18 protein-coding genes are annotated in these 20,369 nt (G+C 46.6%); 10 read left to right on the top strand and 8 right to left on the bottom strand.

All coding sequences use genetic code 11. From position 1 onward, the window contains the following. Positions 1-42: 42 nt before the first annotated feature. Positions 43-222 carry a hypothetical protein gene (locus E5S67_RS04500; protein ID WP_172185869.1) on the bottom strand — a complete coding sequence of 60 codons (180 nt, stop codon included), beginning with the start codon at positions 220-222 and terminating at the stop codon, positions 43-45. A 496-nt stretch (positions 223-718) separates the two neighbouring features. Here E5S67_RS04500 and E5S67_RS04505 point away from each other — a divergent pair, with 496 nt between their 5' ends. After that, complete coding sequence (locus E5S67_RS04505) at positions 719-1,276, top strand: hypothetical protein (RefSeq protein ID WP_172185870.1); 558 nt, start codon at positions 719-721, stop codon at positions 1,274-1,276. 388 nt (positions 1,277-1,664) lie between these two features. Here the strand turns inward: E5S67_RS04505 and cobT are convergent, their stop codons facing one another. The 4 genes from cobT to E5S67_RS04525 all read right to left on the bottom strand — a co-directional run bounded on the left by cobT (position 1,665) and on the right by E5S67_RS04525 (position 5,163). Next, on the bottom strand, positions 1,665-2,771 hold the full coding sequence (gene cobT / locus E5S67_RS04510; RefSeq protein ID WP_172185871.1) for a nicotinate mononucleotide-dependent phosphoribosyltransferase CobT: 1,107 nt from the start codon (positions 2,769-2,771) through the stop codon (positions 1,665-1,667). 100 nt (positions 2,772-2,871) lie between these two features. Then, the gene (locus E5S67_RS04515) at positions 2,872-3,627 is read right to left on the bottom strand and encodes a DUF2232 domain-containing protein (RefSeq protein WP_172185872.1); all 756 of its coding nucleotides are present in this window, start codon (positions 3,625-3,627) and stop codon (positions 2,872-2,874) included. A 249-nt stretch (positions 3,628-3,876) separates the two neighbouring features. Next, positions 3,877-4,374: a universal stress protein gene (locus tag E5S67_RS04520; protein ID WP_172185873.1), complete on the bottom strand. Its 498-nt coding sequence runs from the start codon at positions 4,372-4,374 to the stop codon at positions 3,877-3,879. A gap of 78 nt (positions 4,375-4,452) precedes the next feature. Further along, a complete protein-coding gene (locus tag E5S67_RS04525) occupies positions 4,453-5,163 on the bottom strand; it encodes a Crp/Fnr family transcriptional regulator (protein WP_172185874.1) in 711 nt (236 codons plus the stop codon). Positions 5,164-5,458: 295 nt separating this feature from the next. On the opposite strand from E5S67_RS04525, the gene E5S67_RS04530 reads away from it, so the two are divergent. The 8 genes from E5S67_RS04530 (at position 5,459) to E5S67_RS04565 (ending at position 14,704) form a co-directional block, all read left to right on the top strand. Next, positions 5,459-5,668 carry a hypothetical protein gene (locus E5S67_RS04530; RefSeq protein ID WP_172185875.1) on the top strand — a complete coding sequence of 70 codons (210 nt, stop codon included), beginning with the start codon at positions 5,459-5,461 and terminating at the stop codon, positions 5,666-5,668. 190 nt (positions 5,669-5,858) lie between these two features. Next, positions 5,859-6,035 (top strand): hypothetical protein, encoded by a 177-nt coding sequence (locus tag E5S67_RS04535; RefSeq protein ID WP_172185876.1) that lies wholly within the window; start codon positions 5,859-5,861, stop codon positions 6,033-6,035. A 216-nt stretch (positions 6,036-6,251) separates the two neighbouring features. Further along, entirely contained in the window at positions 6,252-8,561 is a 2,310-nt protein-coding gene (locus tag E5S67_RS04540) for a hypothetical protein (protein ID WP_172185877.1), read from the top strand. 53 nt (positions 8,562-8,614) lie between these two features. Then, positions 8,615-10,609 carry an acetate and sugar kinases/Hsc70/actin family protein gene (locus tag E5S67_RS04545; protein WP_172185878.1) on the top strand — a complete coding sequence of 665 codons (1,995 nt, stop codon included), beginning with the start codon at positions 8,615-8,617 and terminating at the stop codon, positions 10,607-10,609. Between the two features lie 274 nt (positions 10,610-10,883). After that, positions 10,884-11,594, top strand: a complete 711-nt coding sequence (locus E5S67_RS04550; protein ID WP_172185879.1) for a sugar transferase — start codon at positions 10,884-10,886, stop codon at positions 11,592-11,594. An 85-nt stretch (positions 11,595-11,679) separates the two neighbouring features. Beyond that, complete coding sequence (locus tag E5S67_RS04555; protein ID WP_172185880.1) at positions 11,680-12,519, top strand: ADP-ribosylglycohydrolase family protein; 840 nt, start codon at positions 11,680-11,682, stop codon at positions 12,517-12,519. A 163-nt stretch (positions 12,520-12,682) separates the two neighbouring features. After that, a complete protein-coding gene (gene pgsA / locus E5S67_RS04560) occupies positions 12,683-13,207 on the top strand; it encodes a CDP-diacylglycerol--glycerol-3-phosphate 3-phosphatidyltransferase (RefSeq protein ID WP_172185881.1) in 525 nt (174 codons plus the stop codon). Positions 13,208-13,252: 45 nt separating this feature from the next. After that, complete coding sequence (locus E5S67_RS04565; protein WP_172185882.1) at positions 13,253-14,704, top strand: HAMP domain-containing methyl-accepting chemotaxis protein; 1,452 nt, start codon at positions 13,253-13,255, stop codon at positions 14,702-14,704. A gap of 140 nt (positions 14,705-14,844) precedes the next feature. Here the strand turns inward: E5S67_RS04565 and E5S67_RS04570 are convergent, their stop codons facing one another. The 3 genes from E5S67_RS04570 to E5S67_RS04580 all read right to left on the bottom strand — a co-directional run bounded on the left by E5S67_RS04570 (position 14,845) and on the right by E5S67_RS04580 (position 19,090). Then, the gene (locus tag E5S67_RS04570; RefSeq protein ID WP_172185883.1) at positions 14,845-16,590 is read right to left on the bottom strand and encodes a diflavin flavoprotein; all 1,746 of its coding nucleotides are present in this window, start codon (positions 16,588-16,590) and stop codon (positions 14,845-14,847) included. Continuing rightward, positions 16,583-17,212 (bottom strand): vWA domain-containing protein, encoded by a 630-nt coding sequence (locus E5S67_RS04575; RefSeq protein ID WP_172185884.1) that lies wholly within the window; start codon positions 17,210-17,212, stop codon positions 16,583-16,585. Before E5S67_RS04575 ends, E5S67_RS04570 begins: the two co-directional genes overlap by 8 nt. A 150-nt stretch (positions 17,213-17,362) precedes the next feature. Then, positions 17,363-19,090, bottom strand: a complete 1,728-nt coding sequence (locus tag E5S67_RS04580) for a diflavin flavoprotein (RefSeq protein WP_172185885.1) — start codon at positions 19,088-19,090, stop codon at positions 17,363-17,365. A gap of 478 nt (positions 19,091-19,568) precedes the next feature. Between E5S67_RS04580 and E5S67_RS04585 the strand changes: the two genes are divergently transcribed. Continuing rightward, on the top strand, positions 19,569-20,162 hold the full coding sequence (locus E5S67_RS04585; protein WP_172185886.1) for a DUF4129 domain-containing protein: 594 nt from the start codon (positions 19,569-19,571) through the stop codon (positions 20,160-20,162). Positions 20,163-20,369: the final 207 nt, after the last annotated feature.

Consider the following 20,369-nt stretch of genomic DNA (forward strand, 5'->3'; position numbering starts at 1 on the left):
AAATAATTGTTTGTCGAGTCCGGTAATTGGCGCCGATTTATCTTATTTCTTCCTCAAACACAGAGCCATTGTACTCGGTTCTGCTGCGCTGTGAGTCTGTTTGACTCTTGCCCTGATTTTACCTTCTACCTTGTCGATCGAGCTTTCGGATGCCGACAACCCCCTCAACTTAACGCCTGATTTCTCCCCGAAAAGTTCTTTTGACCTCACATCTTGCACCATTCTCGATGGCCTTCTATAGGCGGGATCTCCTGCCCACCCCACAAGAAAATGCACTTGTTCTGGAACAGGCCGGAAAGCCTGTTAAGCGAGAATGGTGCAGCATATGAGTTTGACCCAATTTTGCTCGCCCCCGTTGGCGATCGACTGCATCTGTGTTACATTTGTTAATATAACGAAACACTGAGAGTGTTGCCCTCTGCCGCTGGATGACGCTTTTTACAAAACCGAGCGGTATTTCCCAAAGTCAGTCATGTCGAAAGTGAAAAATCCTTTTTAAATCCGCGACAGCTTAATAACTAAAAACCCACTGTTCTGAATCCTGAAAGCGCTGGCTAGAGCGAAGTCAATCTAATAGGACGCTCCGCGATCCGATTCTCAGAAACCTGATGTTTTAACTCTGATTGAAGGTTTGAACGAAGTATGGGGTTAAAAAACTAGGTTCCTGCATCCAAGACTATCTAAAACCTAAAATCTCAAATCTCAAATCGACTCACGAATGGCGATCGATTATCTTCAGGCTGGCTTCCTAAATCTACCGTCAGGATTGGGAACACAACAATTACGTCAAAAATTAAATAATTTAGTGATAAATCGCAGTTATGTAAAGATTTACCTTATATGTAAAGATATAAGTTACGAGCCAAAGGATGATTGTATGGAACCGCTCCAGCAGCAAGTTACATTATTGACCCAACAAGTCGAGGCCCTTTACAAACTCATAGAAAACCTCAATGACAAGCTATTCGAGTCAGCCCAGGAGACGAAGCTGACCCAGCAGCAGAGAAACGCCAGCTCTGGAACGGTAGGAAATGACAAAACCTCGTCATATCAAAGCTACAGCCGTCTCGACGGGCTCCTCGAACACAAAGACATACTGTTAGATGACAGCTACTTCGACAAGAATTCTCAAAGCATCGAAAAAGAGCTGAGCGCAGAAATTCAAATCCAGCGCCTAACTGCTCAGCTAACAGCAGCTTACAATCGAATTGCTGCTTTGGAAGAACAGTTGCTCGCCAAAAGAGTGCACTCGCAACAGGTAGGCGGATCTCATTAAATATTGCTAGCGGGGATCGGGCATTAATCTCAAAAAAATACAAGTTGCGTTGATTTATGCTCGTCAACTTATAGAGTCATTGCATAGAGTTTTTTCTCTCGCGCAATTAGCAGGAAGAATACTGCATTAAAGCCAGATATTGTGTATAAACTTCTGTAAATATGAGAGCATTTATGCTCAATAAAATGAGATAATTATTCAGCCAAAATGAAGCTGGTTGAGCAGCAGAACCAGATTCGCTGCTCGATAGGCGCATCTTAATTTTTAATGTTTAATTCCTCACAGCACTGGACGCAAAGAAAACTAAAAACCCGGTTTTGGAGTGTATTCATCGCTGCAAAACCCCAATATTTGGAGTAAAAAACTGGTTTTTGGCATCCAGGACTATCTAATGTTTAATTTCACACCGCGAGGCTAAAGCTTCAACAGCTTGGAGGAGTTGAGTTGGAGTCCAATTTGCAGCCAAGCCACTGGCGATCGCACAGGCTCCCGCACCCACACCTTCCTTAACATAGCCGCGATCGTAAGCTTGCAGTTGCCCGTAGCGAGATCCAGCAAAACTTAGCTGCGCGGCCAACAAAGGCACACCGCCGATATCATTAGCGAGTCCTACAGTGTCTCCTGTAGGGTCTTCCGCCACCCAGCGAGTAGTCCCCACCGCAACTTGTTCGGGACACCATACCAGAGCATATTCACGGGCTAAGGCTTGCATCAAAGCGTACACTGCCAGCATTTGCGTCCCCCCGGCCAGGAGCACCCCGCAAGTCCGACTCGCGGCGATCGCCATTCCCGCCACAGCTATTTGCATCGGATCGCCCACCGCCGCCACCAATTCCAGGGGAGTGCTGTTTTGTCCGCCAATTTCCCACTCAGCATGATTGAGTCCCGCTGTCACCGCAGCCAATTTTTGAGCGTGATTGCAGCGAGGATGAGAACTATTAACTTTGCCCGCCGCTGCAATACCCAAACCCATTAACACGCCCAAAGCAGTAGTCGTTCCCCCAACTACGCACTCCCCTAAAATTAAATAGCTGCCATTAGTTTGAGCGGCCAATTTAGCTCCCCAAATTAATCCTTGTTCGAGCAAATGTTTGACTGTTTCGAGTTCTAAAGCATTCCCAGAAATCACACACTTTGCCGGAGTGCCGCCCAAATCAATTGCAGGTACGGGAGGTGGGAGGGCCAAACCAGAATTAAACAGGTAAAGGGGAATTTCCAAAGCTTCGACTACTGCGCGAGATATCAGTACCGGCGAGGCACCAGCTTCTAGGGGCGGCAAAGGATATTGGGGCGACGGTTGGGGGCCGTTATACAAAAATTCTGCATCGGCCAAACAAGTAAATTGTCGATCGTGCGGCGTTGCTCCTGCTGCTGAAATTCCCGGAATTAATCCTGTAGCGGTAAATCCTAACACGCAGGCAAATATCGGTTTTCGTCCCCGATAGCCTTCAAGCCACCGCTGACCCTGTTCGATTTCTGTATAAATACCAATCATAGTTAGTCATTAGTCATGAGTTATTAGTTATTAGTCATCAGTCAACAGTCAACAGTCAACAGTCAACAGTCAACAGTCAACAGTCAACAATTCCCAATAACTACTCTTCATAATCGATCAAAAGTTGCACCCAGCGCGGTGGCCGCGGAATCGGATTTCCCAAACGATCTAACAGCAGCAAAGCTACTAAATGCACTACAAATAAATAGACAATATTGTTAACCAAAATCATCCCGGCGGCGATCGCCCCAATAGTGTTCAAACTCGGTACATTAAGCCAGCCGAGCTTCACAAAAACCCATTCCACCATCTCTGTTACCTGGGCTGTTACGTAAACCCAGAGGTCTTGACCCACCAAAGCTGACAGCAACCAAAACTTAAAAAAGAAGCCAAGAGTGCCAATTAACGCGCCCAAACTAATAGAAAAAGACCAACTCGCTTTGCGCCTCCAAAGTCCTCCCAGCGCAACTCCCATAATTCCAAAAGGGATCACGTATAAAATGCTGCGCGTCGGGCCCATGAGTACCGACAGCAGCAAACCCGATACCAAAGCTGCCATCCAAGAAGCGCGGTTCCCCCAGCGCAGGTAGACAAGGGCGATCGGTATCGGGAAAAAAACCCGCAGCAAAGGCCCCAGCGGAAAGTAATAATTTACCAGCCAAATCAAGCTAGCGGTACTTGCCAAAAAAGCCGTTTCTACAAGCCTTAAAGGCGCTTCCCCTAATTCGCGCTTCCCCGGATCGGGATTTGTGCGATCGCCAGCCATTGCTGAAATATCGGCGGTTTGTGGCTCGTTATTTGTAGTGGGTGAACTGCCTGAATTAGACGCAGCATCTGCTGACAAAAAATCACTCATCCGATTTTAGATTTTAGATTTTAGATTTTAGATTTTAGATTTTACGGAACTTGGGCGCTATACGGCTGATTCCCGGTTTTCCGATTTTAGATTTTAGATTTTACGGAACTTGGGCGCTATACGGCTGATTCCCGGTTTCACTTTTTGGAGCTTCGCGGCCAAATTTAATTTGGCTCGCAGAAACCGGGTTTAGGTACGAACGCGACTCTTATTTTAGATAGACTTTCTCAGCAAAAATTTTCAGCAGCATCATTTTTCGGCTTTGACTTCCTGAATTACAAAAACCGAACAAGATGCGTGGTGAACGACATAATTGCTGACGCTGCCGAGGAAAGCTTCTGCCAACCCCGTGCGGCCGCGCCTCCCCAACACTATTAAATCTGCGCCCCAATTTTGGGCGGATTCACAGATAGAATACCCCGGAGCGCCCTCCATTTTGCAGTCAAATTCCACCTGCAATCCTTCTTTTGCTGCCGCGTCGCAGTATTTTTTCAGAAAACCCGAAGCCTGTTTTACCTCACTTTCCAGCCGCAAACGTTGAGCTTGATAAGCTTGATTCATTAACTCGACATTCATACCCAAATCTACCGGAATTGGCACGGCAGTCTCGCCCAGCGAGTTGACAGTAACGCAGTTAAATAGCATCACCTGGGCCCGATCGCTCACAGCTAATTCTAAAGCTTGACTGAAGACGCGGTGGCTAAGTTCAGAATCATCTAAGGCAACAAAAATTTTCTTAAAACTCATAGCTTTACCTCCGGCGGGAAATCATCAATAACAGAGAGTGCTTTTGAATTAGATTCAATTTAGCAATCTCTGATACTTCTAGACTAACAGACGCTCCAAGGCGTGCAGGTCGGGAATGCACAAAACGTCACGTTCGCGCTGAATAGTTCCTTTTTTTTCCAGCTTGCTCAGCACTCGCGTTACTGTTTCGCGAGCCAGCCCGCTGAGGCTGCTCAATTCTCTGTGTGGCAGGTTGGGAATTTCTGTACCTCCTGATGACATGATTTTCCCTTGCCCCTCTGCCAAAAATAATAGAATATCTGCTACTCGCGAGGTACTGTCAGATTCTCGCAAACGCAGGCGGCGGTTGACTTGTCGCAGGCGACGGGCCATCAGTTGAGCTAGGCGAATGCCTGCTAGCGGCTCGGTATGAATGAGCTGCACAAAATCCTGAGATGGCATATTGCCGATCAGTGTCGGCGCTAGGGTGATGACATCTGTCGATCGCGGTGCTTCTTCGATCGCGGCCATTTCCCCGAACAGTTCTCCTTTCCCTAAAATATTCAGTGTTACTTCTTTTCCGTCTAGGTTGTAGGTGCGAATTTTCACCCAACCATCCAATATAAAATACACTGATGTTCCCCAGTCATTTTCGAGTAAAATCACTTGATTTGACGGATGACTGCGGGTAACGATGTGGAGAGTTGCTCTCTCAATTACAGGCTCGGGCAAGCCTGCAAAAAAAGGAGTAGAAACTATCAATTGATTTATATTGGAATTCGGATCTCGGGTGTTAAAGCGGTCTTCCATGAGGCCATCATTTTAATTTATGCGCTTGAGCTGCGCTGGGCAGTTAGAAATAGCTTGCAGCCGAGTCATTCGATTTTAGATTCAAGATTTCACAAACAAGTATCTAAAATCGGCAATTTTACCTCTAAAGTTTTGCGGTCGTCAAAGGTCGAATATGGAAATTTATAGCCTTAAGCTCTGATTGCGAGCTAGAAACTAAAGAATATACCATAATTTTTTAGATACCTACCACGGAGCAAATTTTATTAACAAAATTTTAGCAACGTGGCAAGCGACTGAGCCGATCGAATTACCTTTGAAAGCACTTCGCTTAGAAAGCTTAACACTGCTGAGAGATTTGTTGTCAGTCTGGCCTGCTGTGGACGATCGGCAGAATCCGCGAGCACAAGCGTGCCAGCACCGCAGACAGCCATCAAATCCGACTGCAACTGCCTGGAACCTATCAAATTTCAGCACGATCGGCAAAATCCACAGGTATTGCGAGCCTAAAGGCGGGCCCTCTTAGCGAGCAAAACCGACGCAGTTGGCAGCAAACTTTTCTGCTACCCCGAGATTATTGTACCATTAGTATCTAGGCATGAATACAGATAAAAGGCTATTATGAAAGGTTACTAAAACCGAATGTACGGAGACAATCCCGAATCCCAGCATCCCAAATCGCAAATTGTTTGAGGTTTTTTTCAAGTCGGTGAAAGATGAAGAGACAGTGGGGCGCCGCCACGCTAGCCAAACTTGGGGTGACGGGTGTGCGGCAGGCCGTTAGAGCGGGTGAAGACCAAAGTTCGTGCGATCGCAGCTATCCCGAGCAGGAATCGACCTCCGGCCCGGCAAACAGGAAAGCAGCCACAGAATTTGGCAGCACTTGCAGTTGATAGAAGCGGGCATTTGGTACGGAAGTACCGGCTAACCTATCATAGGCAATAGAAGTTATCCGAAGATAAAAGGTTAATTAACAGTTGTCAGAAAATATTAGTGAATTATTGACGGACTCGCATTCAGATTATTCTATGTATTGGCATCGCTGCCGCCTGACTTCAGTCTTTTTTCGGTAAAGTTTCTCCCAAGCCGCATTCCCAGAGGTTCCCCCCTTGAATTCTCAGAAGTACAAAATTCAATCACTGATTGCTGAGATTGACGAGGTACTCAGCAAGCCCGCACCCCGCTTGCCTTGGACGGGTTCGATCGATACTGTCCACCAGCGCCAACTTTTAGAGCGAGTTCGCGCTTATCTGGTTTCCTCAGACTCCAAACTAGCGGCCAAAAAGGCGCCCGCCAGTACCAATGTCCGCCCGCAACCAGTTCCAGTGCCCAAAGTTCCGCTGAGGGCGCCTAGCCCCTCAGCCGCAGAGCAAATCATGCTAGCCGTAAGCGGAGAAATCAGCCACCTGCGTTCAAGCCTGACGGGGCCGCTCCAAGAAGACATAGAAGCTCTGCGCCAAGAGCAGCAAGCTCTAATTCAAGAAATCAAACAGCTAGAAGCACAACGGCAGCAGCAACAATCCCTAGCTCAGCAACAAGCAAACCAACAGCAAATCATTTCTGAATTCTTGCAGGTACTGAGTGCCCGTTTGGAAGAAACCTTGACTAGCGATTTCTCCCAAATTCTAAGTTCGCTAGAGAATCAGTTATTGCAAAGCAGCGCAGCACCTCACTCTTTGGGCAGTGCGCCTGATGAACAATTGGCTATTGACGTAACACTTAACCGACAAACCTCAGAAGAACACCCGCTGCTGACGCCGGATCAGAGGTTCGAGCAAATGCAACTGTTGCAATCTCGTGCTGACAGTCTGCTGATGAGTCTCGATTCTAGGATGGGTATCGTGTTCGAGGCTTTGCAAGCAAATCTGCAAAGCTATCAAGCTTCCTTGAGACAAGAACTCGACAATATGTACGGTTTGAGCCAGCAGAGCGAGGCGAGGTTCGCGGCTTTCGTCAACCACTTGGCCGGACAGTTGGGGCGAGAAGCGTCTTCCTACGTACAGCAGCCGATCGATTTAGCAAATCTCGAAACAGTCATCCCAAACGCAGCCGATCCGTCTGATGCCGCTCCAGCCCTCTCAAATACTGCGATCGAACAGTCAGCCCCCGACACTCAGAGTGGAGACTTGGTGCAGTCCAATCGCACCGGCGAATTCGGAGAACAAGACAGATTGCCCTATGCCGGTACAGAAATTTCTCCGCAATTCGGACAGTTGAGGCGCGACCGCGACCGCATTCCATCCCCAATTTCGCTCCCTGACTTGGAAGAGAATTTGTTCGGTTCGGCACCCGAAAGACCTAGACCGACAATTGCCTTTTCCGGCGCTGAATCGGAAAATAAATTAGCAGAAACAGGCGAAGATATTGAGGATTTGTATGCAAGTTTGTTCGCGGGAGAAGCAGTCGCCGAAGTAGAATTAGAACTCGAAACTGTACTACCCCAAAATACTGCATTTGAAACCGCAAGTGAGGCTGTACAATATCAAGCGGCGTCGGATAATGAAACTGCCGACGCCCTAAATATGACCGAAGATTTGTTTGTAAATCTGCTGGATGAAGGCGAATCACTGGAAGAAAATATTTTAGTAAATCCAGATTCAAACTTCGTAATAGGTAATTCTGTAGAATCTCTAACTTTAGATAGCGCCGGTTTATTTGAACCGCAAGTGGCATCAGTACCTCAAGTTTCAGAACCGCCAGCCTCAACCGCCTCGCTGCAACTTGACGCGGACGATCGAGAAAATCTAGAAACGGCTCAAAACCGAGGCGAGGATTTCGACGCTGCGATGCCTGAATCGCCACCTTTGCCGTTGAGAACGCCTGCTGAAATTAGCCGGAACCGCCCCAGTGCCGCGCCCGGTTTGTCGAGTATCGGTGATTTTCAAACAGGCGAGTCCGGCACTTCGTCGCAGCGGCTTGATGATGGCTACATCCAAGCTTCGGCGGACGAGGATTTGCTGCCGGTTGAGGCATTAGAAGATGACCTCGATCGAGCTTTAAATTTGGACAACAATACTCTGCAACTGTTGGAGACAGACCTCTACAATCTGGAGGGATTGGGAAATACTAGCTTCGGGCGATCGAATTCCTCAGCCGCTAACAGCTTGGATTTATCGGCGAGTTCCCCCGAAGTCGGTGCAAAAAATCCCTTTGCCGAGGCCGTAGATGAAGAACTCGGCACGCTGGAGGATTTGTTCTCCGAGGTGTTGCAACTCTCATCTGATGATGAACCCTTTGTTGTGGAAGACGAACTTGAGGATGATTTGTTTGCTGAGGAAGACGAATCGAACTTGACGCTAGACGAGATTTTGGCTAGTTTGACCGAGACCGATCGACCTTTGACTGATTCTCCCCCTCCAGAAACTGCCGAAACTAACGAACTGCCATCGACTCCTCCAGAAAATAAAAAAAAAACCTAATTTCGACAGAGAGTAAAGCAGGAGTTGTTGAGGAGAAAACCGATTTTAGCGAGTTGGCCGGGACACAGCAGCAAGACTCGGCTGGGCATTCTGCAGCAGGTGCGATCGCCCCATCCCCAGAACGCCGGAATTATAGCTGGTATTTGGGCATTGATTTCGGTTCCAGTGGCTTGTCTGCGGCTTTGCTCGATCGCACCAGCGGCCAGTTGCACCCGATTTACTGGGAAGCACCGCAGGCTGAGGGTTCCGCTGCAGGCCCCAGCTTTCGGATTCCCTCGGCTGCGGTGCTTGCGGAAACAGCCTCAGGGAGCCCTGCACCGCAGGTGACAGTCAAGTCGGTGGGATTCCCACCCCTGGCTTTGCCTGCTAGAGAATTTTTACTGCAAAATTTTAAATTGCCTTTAAAGGTGGGCATTCCTTATCAGCGGGAAGCTGCTGGAATGTACGAACCGCTGTTGCAGTGGTCGCCCTTGCAGGCTGTTTCTATCGCCTTGCCGCTGCAAGGTGTGCGGGCGCTGCTGGCTACTTTGAATCCGAGGAAGCAGGGGCAAAAATTTGACGGATCGGGGGAAGTTTGGGATTCTGCACCGAGGACGAATTTTGCAGGATTGCCAGTTTCTAATTTAATTTGTAGGGCTTCGGGACTAGCGCCAGAAACTCTCGATGCGGCGCTTTTAGAATTGCGGGGTGTAATTTTGGGGACTCCGGCCGGTTGGTCGGATGCTTATCGGTTTAATCTGCGGGAGGCTGTTTTGGGCGCGTCTCTGGTGGCTTCGGGTTCGCAAATTTTTGTGGTGGAAGATGCGATCGCCACTTTGCTTGCTGCTGTAACTCCTGTGAAAAATGGCATGGAAGTCGAGTCGTCAGCCGTGGATTCTGCTAAGGACGGTGAAGAAACTGCACCGCTGAGTGTGAATGCTTCGTCTTTTAGCGGGGGAACTTTGATTTTGAATGCGGGGGCCGCGACGGTGGAATTAGCTTTAGTTGAGTTGCCGTCCAATCTTCAAGATTTAACTCGTGCTGATTTTACTTGCCACAGTTTTGCTTTTGCTGGCGATGCTTTCGATCAAGATATTATCTGTCAGTTGTTGGCTAAAAACGAAACTTGGGGAATGTCGATCGATTTGCCACGTCCTGGGCATCCAGATTTGCCGAACCGCTATCAATTGCAGCAGCGGTTACAAGGTTCTGCTTTTGGCCTGCAATTGTTAGAGGCGGCAAGGCAAATAAAAGTTATTTTGCAACATCAAAAAAGTTTTGCTTTGGATATTGGCCAGCAGCATTGGGATGTGAAGCGCAAAGATTTGGAAAGTCAGGTTTTAGTGCCTTTTGTGCAGCAGCTGAACCGCGAATTGAATGCTTTGCTCAGCCGCGCGGGAATGTCGCCGGCGGGGATTAATCAGGCGATTTGTGCAGGGGGTATGGGTGCTTGGCCTGCGATCGCCCGCTGGTTGCGGCAGAAGTTGCCGAATGCGATCGTTGTTCAAGACCAGGAATTGCAGGTCGATCGAGATATTTTGGAAATTGACAATTCTGCATTAAATTCTGTATCTCAAAGTACAAATTTTTCAGAAAAAATTGGTCGAGTTGCCTGCGGGTTGGCGAGTTTGGCTCTTTATCCTCAAATTTTGGATGTGTCGCAGCAGCAGTACAGCGACTTTTTTCTGCTGTGGGAATTAATGCAGGTTTTGGGTGAGGAAACTCTGAGCTTTCAGGAAATTTTGCAGTTGTTGGAACGCCAGGGCGTGAATACCCGCACCTGCGAGTCCCGGGTTCTGCGGATTTTGGAAGGAAATTTGCCGGCGGGACTTGTGCCTGCGGAGGAAGATTTCATGCTGCTGGGCGAGGAGTCGAGGCAAAATCCCGATTGGGAAGCAATTTTGGCCGAGCCGCTTTTCTTTGAAGATGTCTCGCTGGGTTATCGCTTGAATCTCGAACAAGCCTCTGTTGTTCGCGATTATTTAGGCAAACTCGCTTCTAGCAGCCAGCAAAAATTGTTAGAACCGCTAACAATTACTTGGGATGTTCGCACGGATACTTATCGCTAAACGGCAAAAAACCCGGTTTCTCAGTGGAATCCTCCCTGTCGTTCCCCGAACATTCCTAGTAGAAACCGGGTTTTTTGTGGTCAAGAGTAACTTTTTTATGTAAATTTACTTAAAGTTACATAAACTTTATACCTTTTTAAAGGAAATACACAGAAATTTTATAAAAATGTTGTTGCTTTTTAAAGATTTTGTAAAGCTCAGCATTTGAGGTTCTGCTGATTTGGGGTGGCGAATAAGATGGACGTAAGATCTCGTTAAAGTTGAGACTAATCAAATGAAATTTCCGATGGGTGCCTATATATCATCATTATTATCAGAAATGCTGTCCTTATTTCTGCAAAAATTTACTTACAAAGTTTGTGTATCAAGACAGCAGGTTCACCGATCCGTAACTAGCAAGGTAAAACGGTCGATCGATATTTTGGGTTCGCTGCTGGGACTGGCAATTGCTGTTGCGGTGGCGGTGCCGGTGGCAGTGGCGATGCTGTTAGACAATCCTGGCCCGCTGCTTTACAGTCAAGTCCGCTGCAGCTTCAAAGGGCGACATTTCAGAATGTGGAAATTTCGATCGATGGTTGTCGGTGCAGAAAAGCTCAAGCATTTAGTTAACAACCAAGCCAAGGGTCACATTTTTAAGAATGAAAATGACCCGCGAGTTACCCGCGTCGGCCGCTTTTTGCGGAGGACGAGTTTGGACGAGTTGCCTCAATTCTGGAATGTGTTAGCGGGGGAAATGAGTTTGGTTGGAACTCGACCGCCCACTCCCGATGAAGTTGCTGCCTATGACAATTTTCACTGGCAGCGTTTGAATGTTAAGCCCGGTATGACTGGGGAGTGGCAAGTTAACGGGCGTTCAGGAGTTAAAGATTTTGACGAGATTGTGCTGATGGATCTCGACTATCAGCGCAAATGGTCTGTTGTTTACGACATTAGTTTGATGTGCAAAACGATTTGGGTTGTGTTGAGTAAAAACGGCGCGTTTTAGATAGTCAGGCTGTTTTGGGTTGTGTGTTTATTTTAAAACTTGGGTAAAAATAGGGTATTAAATATTTGGAAATGGGATTAAATATATGTTGCTAGAGTTAGCGATCGGTGATGCTTACGGTGCGGGTTTTGAATTTGTTGACCGGCAGACGATCGAATTGTACAACAATCTCAACTGCTACATACAACATCCCCGTCACGACATCCAGCCGGGATGCTACACAGACGATACGCAGATGAGTTTAGCCGTCGCAGAAGCTATAGTCAGCCGAGAACCTTGGACGCCGGAACTTTTAGCCACCAAATTTGTTGCAGCTTTTCACCGCGATCACCGAGTAGGTTATGCTGGTAAATTTTACAATTTTTTGCTACAAGTTCAAGACGGCAAAGAATTCTTAGCAAAAATTCACTCTGCTAGCGATAAAAGCGGATCGGCGATGCGAGCCGGGCCCATTGGCATTTTTCCTACTATTGAAAAAGTAATCGAAAATGCCACCATTCAAGCTGCAATTACTCACAACACTCCCGATGGCATTCAAGCAGCTATAGCGGCCGCTTTGATGTCTCATTACTTTATTTATAAGTTAGGTTTAAAGAATAATTTGGGAAATTTTATAGAAAGGCACGTTGCTGGTGAGTGGTCGATACCTTGGCCAGGAGAAGTCAGCACTAAAGGTTTGGTCTGTGTTAGAGCCGCTATTACTGCTGTCATGCGAAATGATAGTATGAGCAAACTGCTCCAAGATTGCATTGCCTTTTCGGGAGATGTCGATACAGTAGCAACTATTGCTTTAGCTGCTGGTTCCTGTAGCAGTGAAATTGCCCAAGACCTACCAGAAAATCTGGTGCAAGGATTAGAAAATCAATCTTACGGCCTAGATTATATCATAGAACTGGATAAAAAATTGATGAACTGCATTGTTTAGTAAAGTGACTGCAAAAAATGTTAAATTAAGGGCAATCTTCGCAGAGTTGCCCTTAATTTTTGATTTTTGGCAACCGCGCCCGACAGTCAGGACGTTCTTAATCACTGAAACGATTGTCCCCAATTGCATTTTTACATCGCTCTTATTCCTTATTCCTTCTGCTATGAATTTGCCTAATTTGATTACTTTTTCTCGCTTGCTGGGAGTGCCTTTTCTGCTCTACGGTTTGTACGACCCAAGCGCCCAAAGCCGCTGGATTTGCACCGCGATTTTTGTGGTAGCTGCGGCTACTGATTGGCTGGACGGCTATTTGGCTAGGAAGCTGAATCAAATTACCGATTTGGGAAAGTTTCTCGACCCTTTGGTGGATAAATTGTTGGTGCTCGCGCCGCTTTTAGTGTTGATTGAGTTGGGGAAAGTGCCGGCTTGGGCAGTGTTTTTAATTTTAGGTCGGGAATTGACAATTGCGGGGTGGCGTGTTAATAAAACTACGATTTCTGGAGCTAATATTTGGGGCAAATTGAAGACGGTGAGTCAGATTGTGGCGATCGCACTTTTAATTGCTCCTCTATCTGAAGCATGGAATTTTCCCGCATTAATTGCTTTTTGGGTTTCTGTGGCTTTAACTTTGATTTCTGGCGCTATTTATCTGTGGCCGGAAAAGGCTGCTGAGCTTGACAAAGCCTAGTTCTTCCTTATTTTTTATTCTGTATAAGATAAAATCTAAAATCCAATGAATTTAGGAATTCGGGCTAAATTGTTGGCTAGCTTTGGAGCTTTGATAGCCTTACTCGCAGGTGTCGGGTTTGTTGGTTGGCGAAACACAGTTGAACTAGCACAAGATGCGGAGAAATTGTACGCATATCAAGTTAAGGGGACAGTTGCTCTAGCCAACTGCGAATCGGCTTTGTGGAAGCTGCGTTACGACTTCCCCCAATTTATTGTTCAACCAGAGAAGCGATCGGAAATTTTGGCCCAAGAACCAAAGTTATACAAAATAATTGACGATAACCTACGAGAATATGCTAAAGGTGAACTCACACCAGAAGAGCAAGTAGCTTTCAAAAAAGTGCAAGATGCTTATCAAAGGTATATCGCAGCCAGACCTAGGTGGTTTGAGTTGCTGCAAGCAGGCAAAATTAAGGAAGCCGCAGAGTATCGCGCAGCTACGACAACTCCTTTTGGTGCCCAAACAGTTGATGACTTTTCAGCACTAATCGAACTCCAGCGAAAAGTCGGCGAAACAAGACACGACCGCATTGAAGCGAAGATTGGGCATTTGACCGTGCTGCTACTGCTTACTCTCGTCTTCGCTTTGTTGTCTGCTGCATTCCTGACTGCGATCGTCACCCGTGAGATTGTTAACCCAATAGTACAATCTGTGAGGAAAATTGTCTCTTCTTCAACGCAAATCACGGCCGCCGTGGCTCAGCAGGAATACACTGTGTCTCAACAAGCTAATGCTGTGAATCAAACGACTGCGACGATGAATGAGTTAGTTGTTGCTTCGGGACTTTCAGCCAAGCAAGCAGAAGCATCAGCAGTCTCGGCTCATCAAGCGCTAACACTAGCTGATTCCGGTAATCAATCCGTAGAAAATACTATGAAGGGGATAGTAACTCTTCAAGAAAAAGTAGGAGCTATCACTAAACAGATTACCTATTTGAGCGACAATGCTGTTAAAATTGGTGGAATTTCTGACCTAGTAGCCGATATCGCTAACCAAACCAATATGCTGGCTCTCAATGCCACAGTCGAAGCAGTCCGTGCTGGCCAAAATGGTAAGGGTTTTGGTGTAGTTGCGACTGAAATTCGCCGACTAGCTGAGGAAAGCAAAAAATCAGCAGATAAAATTAATGCTCTGGTGACAGAAATTCAAGTGGCGATCGACCACACGGTGATAGTAACGAATGAAGGAGCAAAAACAGCGGAGCAAGGTATTAAACAAGCTCAAGGGACAACAGAAATTTTTGCGGGTGTAGCAGATGCGATCGACAAAGTATTTTTGAACAACAAACAGATTTCTCTGAATGCTAACCAACAGGCGGTCGCAATTCAACAAGTGCTTGAGGCCATGAACAATGTTAACTTAGGAGCAACAGAAACTGAGAGTAGCCTTGCTCAAGTTAAACTCAGTACGCAACTCCTCAACCAAACCGCAGAAGAACTTAAAAACCTATCTTAGCAGAAGGAATAATGCCCTTCGGCTGCGCGAGCGGTCAAGTCGCTGTTCATGAGCGAAGTCGAAGGGCAGGGTAAAAAGAAATAAGAGCGGGTACGAGGGTCCCGCCCTACAAAAACAGGCTTCTGCGAGATTGTTTCGATTTAATAATGAGTCCCAGATTTCCGGTAGTGCACCGCAGTCACGCCGTCATTTTTGAGCAAATGACCGTTGTCAATCGCCGCATAAACTACCCAGTGATCGCCGCATTCCATCCGACTTATCACTTTGCATTCCAGATAAGCTAGAGCATCAGTCAAAACGAGACAGCCGTTGCTAGCTTCCATTGTTTCGAGTCCCGAAAATCTGTCTTCTCCCGGAGCAAAGTTTTTCATGAAATACTTCCGCAACTGTCGCCCTTCTGCTAAGATATTCAGCACAAATTTATCTCCGGCGTACATCAAAGATTCGATCGATCGATCTTTCGCCACCGCAATCGTCACGCCGGGCGGATTAAACGTTGCTTGCGACACCCAGGAAGCCAGCATCGCACTGGTGACATCCTCCCGCTTCGCCGAGACTACGCACAGCGAACCAACGAGTCTCCCTACTGCTTGTTCAGTGCGATCGCTCCCTGCTGCTAACTGCGGTTTCGGTGCCCGCAATTTTTGCGATCGAATCAAAGCTTGAGCAAAATCCGTTCCCGTTTCTGTACACTCGTGAATCGTCGCAGCAGTCGGCTTAAATTTAGCTCTAATCGGTTCAAATCCGATGCGATAGCCGGCATCTTTCAGCTTGTTTTCCACCAAGTCGATTGCCTCTCCACTCCAGCCAAAAGAACCGAATACCCCCGCTAATTTGCTCTTAGTTGCGGTAGATAAAACAATTCCCAAAGCAGTTTGAATTTGCGTCGGAGCGTGTCCTGCTAGCGTGGGAGTTCCGATGATAAATCCCGCACATTTTTCGATCGCCTCTTTAATTTCTCCCGGTTCGGCAAATTCGCAGTTGATACTTTCCACCGCAACCCCAGCCCTAGTAATTCCTTTGGCGATCGCCTGCGCTAAAGTAGCCGTATTTCCGTAAGCCGAAGCATAAATCAAAGCAACTGTCAAGTCTTTTGAATTTTGTTGCTGGCTCCATTCCCGATACAAATTGCTCAGTTCGTGGAGGCCGTAACGGACGATCGGGCCGTGACCGGGAGCATAAAATGCTGCTGGTAAATCGGCGAATTTATCAATTGCGGCCAGCACTTGTTTTGCCTGAGATGCGTGCAGGGAATCGTAATAATAGCGCCGGTCTTCGCTGTAAACGCTCCACCCTTCATCGAATACTTGATCGCCGCAAACGTGAGCTCCAAATAGTTTGTCAGTGAACACGATTCGAGTTTGCGGATCGTAGGTGCAAAGTTGATCGGGCCAGCGAGGAGTCGGAGTCGCGATGAATTTTAAGGCGTGACCTTTTCCTAAGTTGAGAGTTTCTTCTCCCCGAACGATCATAATGTTTAACTCTTGTTCGGGAAATGCCGCTCGTAAATTAATCGCCGCTGGATTCGTGCAAACCAAAGCTACTTGAGGAGCTAAGTCTAACAGAGCTTTAATTGTTACTGACCTGTTAGCATTGAAATGCCCTAAAATTATGTAATCCAGCTTTGTCAAGTCCACCCGTTCCTGCAAATATTCCAGGTAATTTTCAGTAAAAGATTCCCCCGGCGGGTCGAACAAAGCAGTTTTGTCAGCTTGAATAATATAGCTATTTGCTGTCGTACCCTTTTGCAGCGAATACTCGACTTCAAATTTTAGTCTGTCCCAAGTGCGCGATCGCACAATAAAAGTATCAAGTGCGATCGGGATAAACTGCACGTCGCGGGGTTTAGCATCAGATCCGAGCCTAGGAATCAAAGTGTTAGTCATTAATTGCACCTATGAGAAACTGAACTACAGAACTTCTTTTGATTTCGTGCCAAAACTTGGTATCTACAATGTCAAACCTTGCACCTCGATCCTGTAAATTTGTATCCAGGTCAATCAGAAATTCCCGGGTTTTCACATCGTCCCCAATTTGGATAAAGCTGACTCCAATTTCTTCATCTTTATCTATTTTATTTGCCGCACTTATCAGAATTTCGGCGACAGCAGCGGTCTTTTCTGGTTTTTGATCTAGGACTGCAACAATTATTGCTCCTTTCTTCCTAGCGGCATTTGTTTTGCTTCCGAAATAATCGCTGAAAGTTTCTTTCAGAGCTTCTTCCAAATTAATTGCAGTCGGGTTTGCTGAATCCAGTTCCGTATTTTGTCGCTGCAAAATTTCAGCTAACCGGGCAACATTAGAATTTTTATACTTCCACATAGGAGTAGAAGCTTCGTAAAGGGTGATACCGTCGCTGTCAAATTCCTGACATTTTTTTGCTAAGTCGATCAGAGATGCCTGTGCTTCTACCCACTCCTCGTACCAAGGATGTTGGGGGTCTTTGCTGGCATCGCTTCTGGCAATAATAATTGTGTAATCTCGGTCTTGTAAAAGATTGGCAGGCATTGGCAATTCCTAGTAAAAATGGAGAAACAAAAGGTAAGAAGATGCTGATGGCGCACCCTACGTTTAGAGCTCGGTAAGGTGCGCCATCAGCACCCTACGTTGAAAGTTTTTGCGTAGGTAAGGTGCGCCATCAGCACCCAAACTTCCTTCTTAATAGTGATTTCCCACTTTGCGGTGGTGAACTGCCGGCAGTGCATCGGGATTGGATACGCGGCCGTTATCGACGATCGCATATACGATATGATGGTCCGAAAGTTCCATCCGGCTGACTACTGCGCATTCCATGTACGCCAAAGCATCTGTCAGAATCGGAGAACCGTTGGTAGCAGGTTGAGTTTTAACTCCGGCAAATCGATCGGCACCTGGAGGAAAACGCTTTAAAAAGTGCCTCATCAAGGTTTGATAATTGCCTTCTTCCAGCACGTTGAGAACAAATTTATCTCCCGCGTGCATCATCGATTCGATCGCCCGATCCTTCGCAACTGCTATTGTTAAACCCAGCGGTTTAAAACTTGCCTGCGTTACCCAAGAAGCCAGCATCGCACCGCTAACCTCGCCTTTTTGAGCGGTAATGATGTACAGTCCGCCGCTGATTCTTCCTAAGGCTTTATCGAGGTCGCTGTCGAGAGATTTCATCTGTTTGACAGCCTTGTCCCGCGTCAGCCACTGTCCCAAGTCGGTGCCGGCTTCGTCGCAAAGTTGATAAATCGGTTCCGTCGGCGTTTCTTTAATTACAATGTTGGGAAAAGCTTCTTTTAAACCCAATTCTTTGAACTTGTTTCCCAGGGGGTAAATAGATACGTCATCGCCGCCGCCGGATTCGCACAAACCGAAAGATTGTTTGTTGTTAGCTGCAACTAAAATTGTGTTGATGGCAGCTTCGGCATTCGCAGCAGCAGTACCCCCACTCGGCGGCGAACAAATTACAATGCCGACAGCATTACCGACAAGTTCCGCAACTTCTTGCAAGTCGGCGGTTTTCAAATCCATCATTTCCACAGCAACACCGGTTTTGGTGATACCGTGGGCGATCGCTTGGCTGAGCCGATCGCTAAATCCGTAATCGGAAGTGTAAAATACCGCTACAGTGGTTTCTGCCTTAGCTTGCTCTTGACTCCACTTTTTGTAGCGCCCGGTGAGTTCGACTACGTTGTGCCGCAGCAGCGGGCCGTGACCGGTCGCAACTGTACCGATTTCTCCCAATTCTGCCATCCGCTTCATCGCAGCGAGTACCGATCGAGCGTTGGGAGCCATCAAGCACTCATAATAAAAGTGGTAATCTTCCTCAACTGCTGCTAAATCGTCATCGAAGGTGCTGTCGGTACAGTAGTGCATCCCGAAAGCGTCGCAGGTAAACAGCACTTGAGTTTTGCTGTCGTAGCTGAAAATAGTATCGGGCCAGTGCAAGTTCGGGGCCGATACAAATTCGATAATGTGGCCGTTTCCTAAATCTAGTTTGTCCCCATTTTTGACTACCAATCGTTCAAATGGTTGGTGTACAAGATTTTCTAAAAATTGAATTGCTACTTTCGCCCCCACGACAATCGCTTGGGGTGCCAGCGCCAACACGTCTTTGACTAAACCGCTGTGGTCTGGTTCGGTGTGGCTGATAATTAGATAGTCAATCTCTTTGGGGTCAATTTCGCCCGTCAGAGTTTCCATGTATTGCTGGCGAAACTTCTCGTGCGAGGTATCGACGAGGGCTGTTTTTTCACCGCGAATGATGAATGAGTTGTAAGTTGTACCGTTTTTGAGTCCGAATTCGATGTCAAAGCGGTCTCTATCCCAGTCCAGGCATCGAATTGCCGTTGTGTCAGGGGCAATTTCGACTTTTTCCACCGTCAATCTGCGTTGGACTCGTTCAGTCAGCGCTACCATCAGTGCCTCCTTGTCTGTTACCCATTACCTTATTGTCTTCATTCTGACACGTTTTTTTTGTAAATCTTTATAAAATTTCTTATGAGGCTGTTAAGTATCCCAAAATTTATGGCATAAGGCAGTTCGGCAACGCGCACTGAATCGGGATGTAACGGATTTGAGGAAGAAGGAAAATTCAATAAAATCAATTTTTGGTCTATCGACAGTTGACAAAAAACTTATCTCTGTGGTATTAAAAATGAGTTTTAGCGGTTGGGCGATCGCCCCTTTAGAAGACTATCAGTCAAATGCGATGCTCGATCGCGCGGCGGTTTGGATTAGGGACAATAACTCGGCATTTAAGTCAACCTAATCAAAAGTAAAACGCGATCACGTTATCTTATCTCCGATTTCTTTAATCAGTCGGGGATCAGGGGATAATGATAGAATAAAAAAATTCTCAATCCACAAGCAACAATCGACTCATTGATGTAAAGCTATGTCTGAAAGTTTCTTTGAGAAAACTAATTTGAGTTGGCAATTAGGACAGTTGCAACAGCGAGTAGAGGAGTGGTGGGAACTAAAAACTGCCCAAAATATATCGAATGTCAAATTGCCATCTTGGTTTGATTCCCCGATCTTGTGGGCGATCGCTAAAGCAGCCTTTTGGTTAATCTTAGCATTGCTCGCAGTCTGGGCGAGTTGGCAGATTTGGCAACTGTCGCGTTTTTATATTCATAATTTTAAAAAGAGGAATCAAACAACTGATGGCAGTGCGAAACAAACAATTAAAGATTTGTCGGTAGCAGAGTGGTTGTTGCGATCGCAAAAGTTGCAGCAGCAAGGGAAATACCGCCAAGCTTGCCGCTGTCTTTACATGGCGGCGTTGCAGCGGTTAAATGATACCGGAACTGCGGTTGACCAACCCAGCCGCACTGATGGCGAATATTTGCAATTAATTCAGCAATTACCCCAGCCAGTGCCTTACGAAACTTTGATAAAAATACATCAGCAACTATATTTTGGGAATAGGGAAGCTTCCGTCTCAACCTTTGAAGAGTGTCAGCAAGCTTATCAACAAATTAAGGATTAAGTAGGTAAGCGCAAAAAAACAATAATATCCAATCGATAATTCTCGGGGCAGGTTTTACGAACAATAATTGCCAAAAACCGACAATCTCAAAAACCCCCACCCAATGGCAAAGCGCAATCTAATTCTTTCGATATACAAGGGTTCAAAGTCGTACTCGAATAACGCGGGTAGCATCTAAGAGTACGACCTTGCAATGGTTCTATCAGA

Origin of the sequence: Microcoleus asticus IPMA8 (assembly GCF_013179805.1) — a bacterium.
Lineage (GTDB): Bacteria > Cyanobacteriota > Cyanobacteriia > Cyanobacteriales > Microcoleaceae > Microcoleus > Microcoleus asticus.

Coding starts and splice junctions, on each gene's coding strand:
- pgsA (WP_172185881.1), top strand. CDS start 12,683: ATGAATTTGCCTAATTTGATTACTTTTTCTCGCTTGCTGGGAGTGCCT.
- E5S67_RS04535 (WP_172185876.1), top strand. CDS start 5,859: ATGAAGAGACAGTGGGGCGCCGCCACGCTAGCCAAACTTGGGGTGACG.
- E5S67_RS04550 (WP_172185879.1), top strand. CDS start 10,884: ATGAAATTTCCGATGGGTGCCTATATATCATCATTATTATCAGAAATG.
- E5S67_RS04575 (WP_172185884.1), bottom strand. CDS start 17,212: ATGCCTGCCAATCTTTTACAAGACCGAGATTACACAATTATTATTGCC.
- cobT (WP_172185871.1), bottom strand. CDS start 2,771: ATGATTGGTATTTATACAGAAATCGAACAGGGTCAGCGGTGGCTTGAA.
- E5S67_RS04515 (WP_172185872.1), bottom strand. CDS start 3,627: ATGAGTGATTTTTTGTCAGCAGATGCTGCGTCTAATTCAGGCAGTTCA.
- E5S67_RS04520 (WP_172185873.1), bottom strand. CDS start 4,374: ATGAGTTTTAAGAAAATTTTTGTTGCCTTAGATGATTCTGAACTTAGC.
- E5S67_RS04525 (WP_172185874.1), bottom strand. CDS start 5,163: ATGGAAGACCGCTTTAACACCCGAGATCCGAATTCCAATATAAATCAA.
- E5S67_RS04580 (WP_172185885.1), bottom strand. CDS start 19,090: ATGGTAGCGCTGACTGAACGAGTCCAACGCAGATTGACGGTGGAAAAA.
- E5S67_RS04555 (WP_172185880.1), top strand. CDS start 11,680: ATGTTGCTAGAGTTAGCGATCGGTGATGCTTACGGTGCGGGTTTTGAA.
- E5S67_RS04570 (WP_172185883.1), bottom strand. CDS start 16,590: ATGACTAACACTTTGATTCCTAGGCTCGGATCTGATGCTAAACCCCGC.
- E5S67_RS04500 (WP_172185869.1), bottom strand. CDS start 222: ATGGTGCAAGATGTGAGGTCAAAAGAACTTTTCGGGGAGAAATCAGGC.
- E5S67_RS04585 (WP_172185886.1), top strand. CDS start 19,569: ATGTCTGAAAGTTTCTTTGAGAAAACTAATTTGAGTTGGCAATTAGGA.
- E5S67_RS04565 (WP_172185882.1), top strand. CDS start 13,253: ATGAATTTAGGAATTCGGGCTAAATTGTTGGCTAGCTTTGGAGCTTTG.
- E5S67_RS04505 (WP_172185870.1), top strand. CDS start 719: ATGGCGATCGATTATCTTCAGGCTGGCTTCCTAAATCTACCGTCAGGA.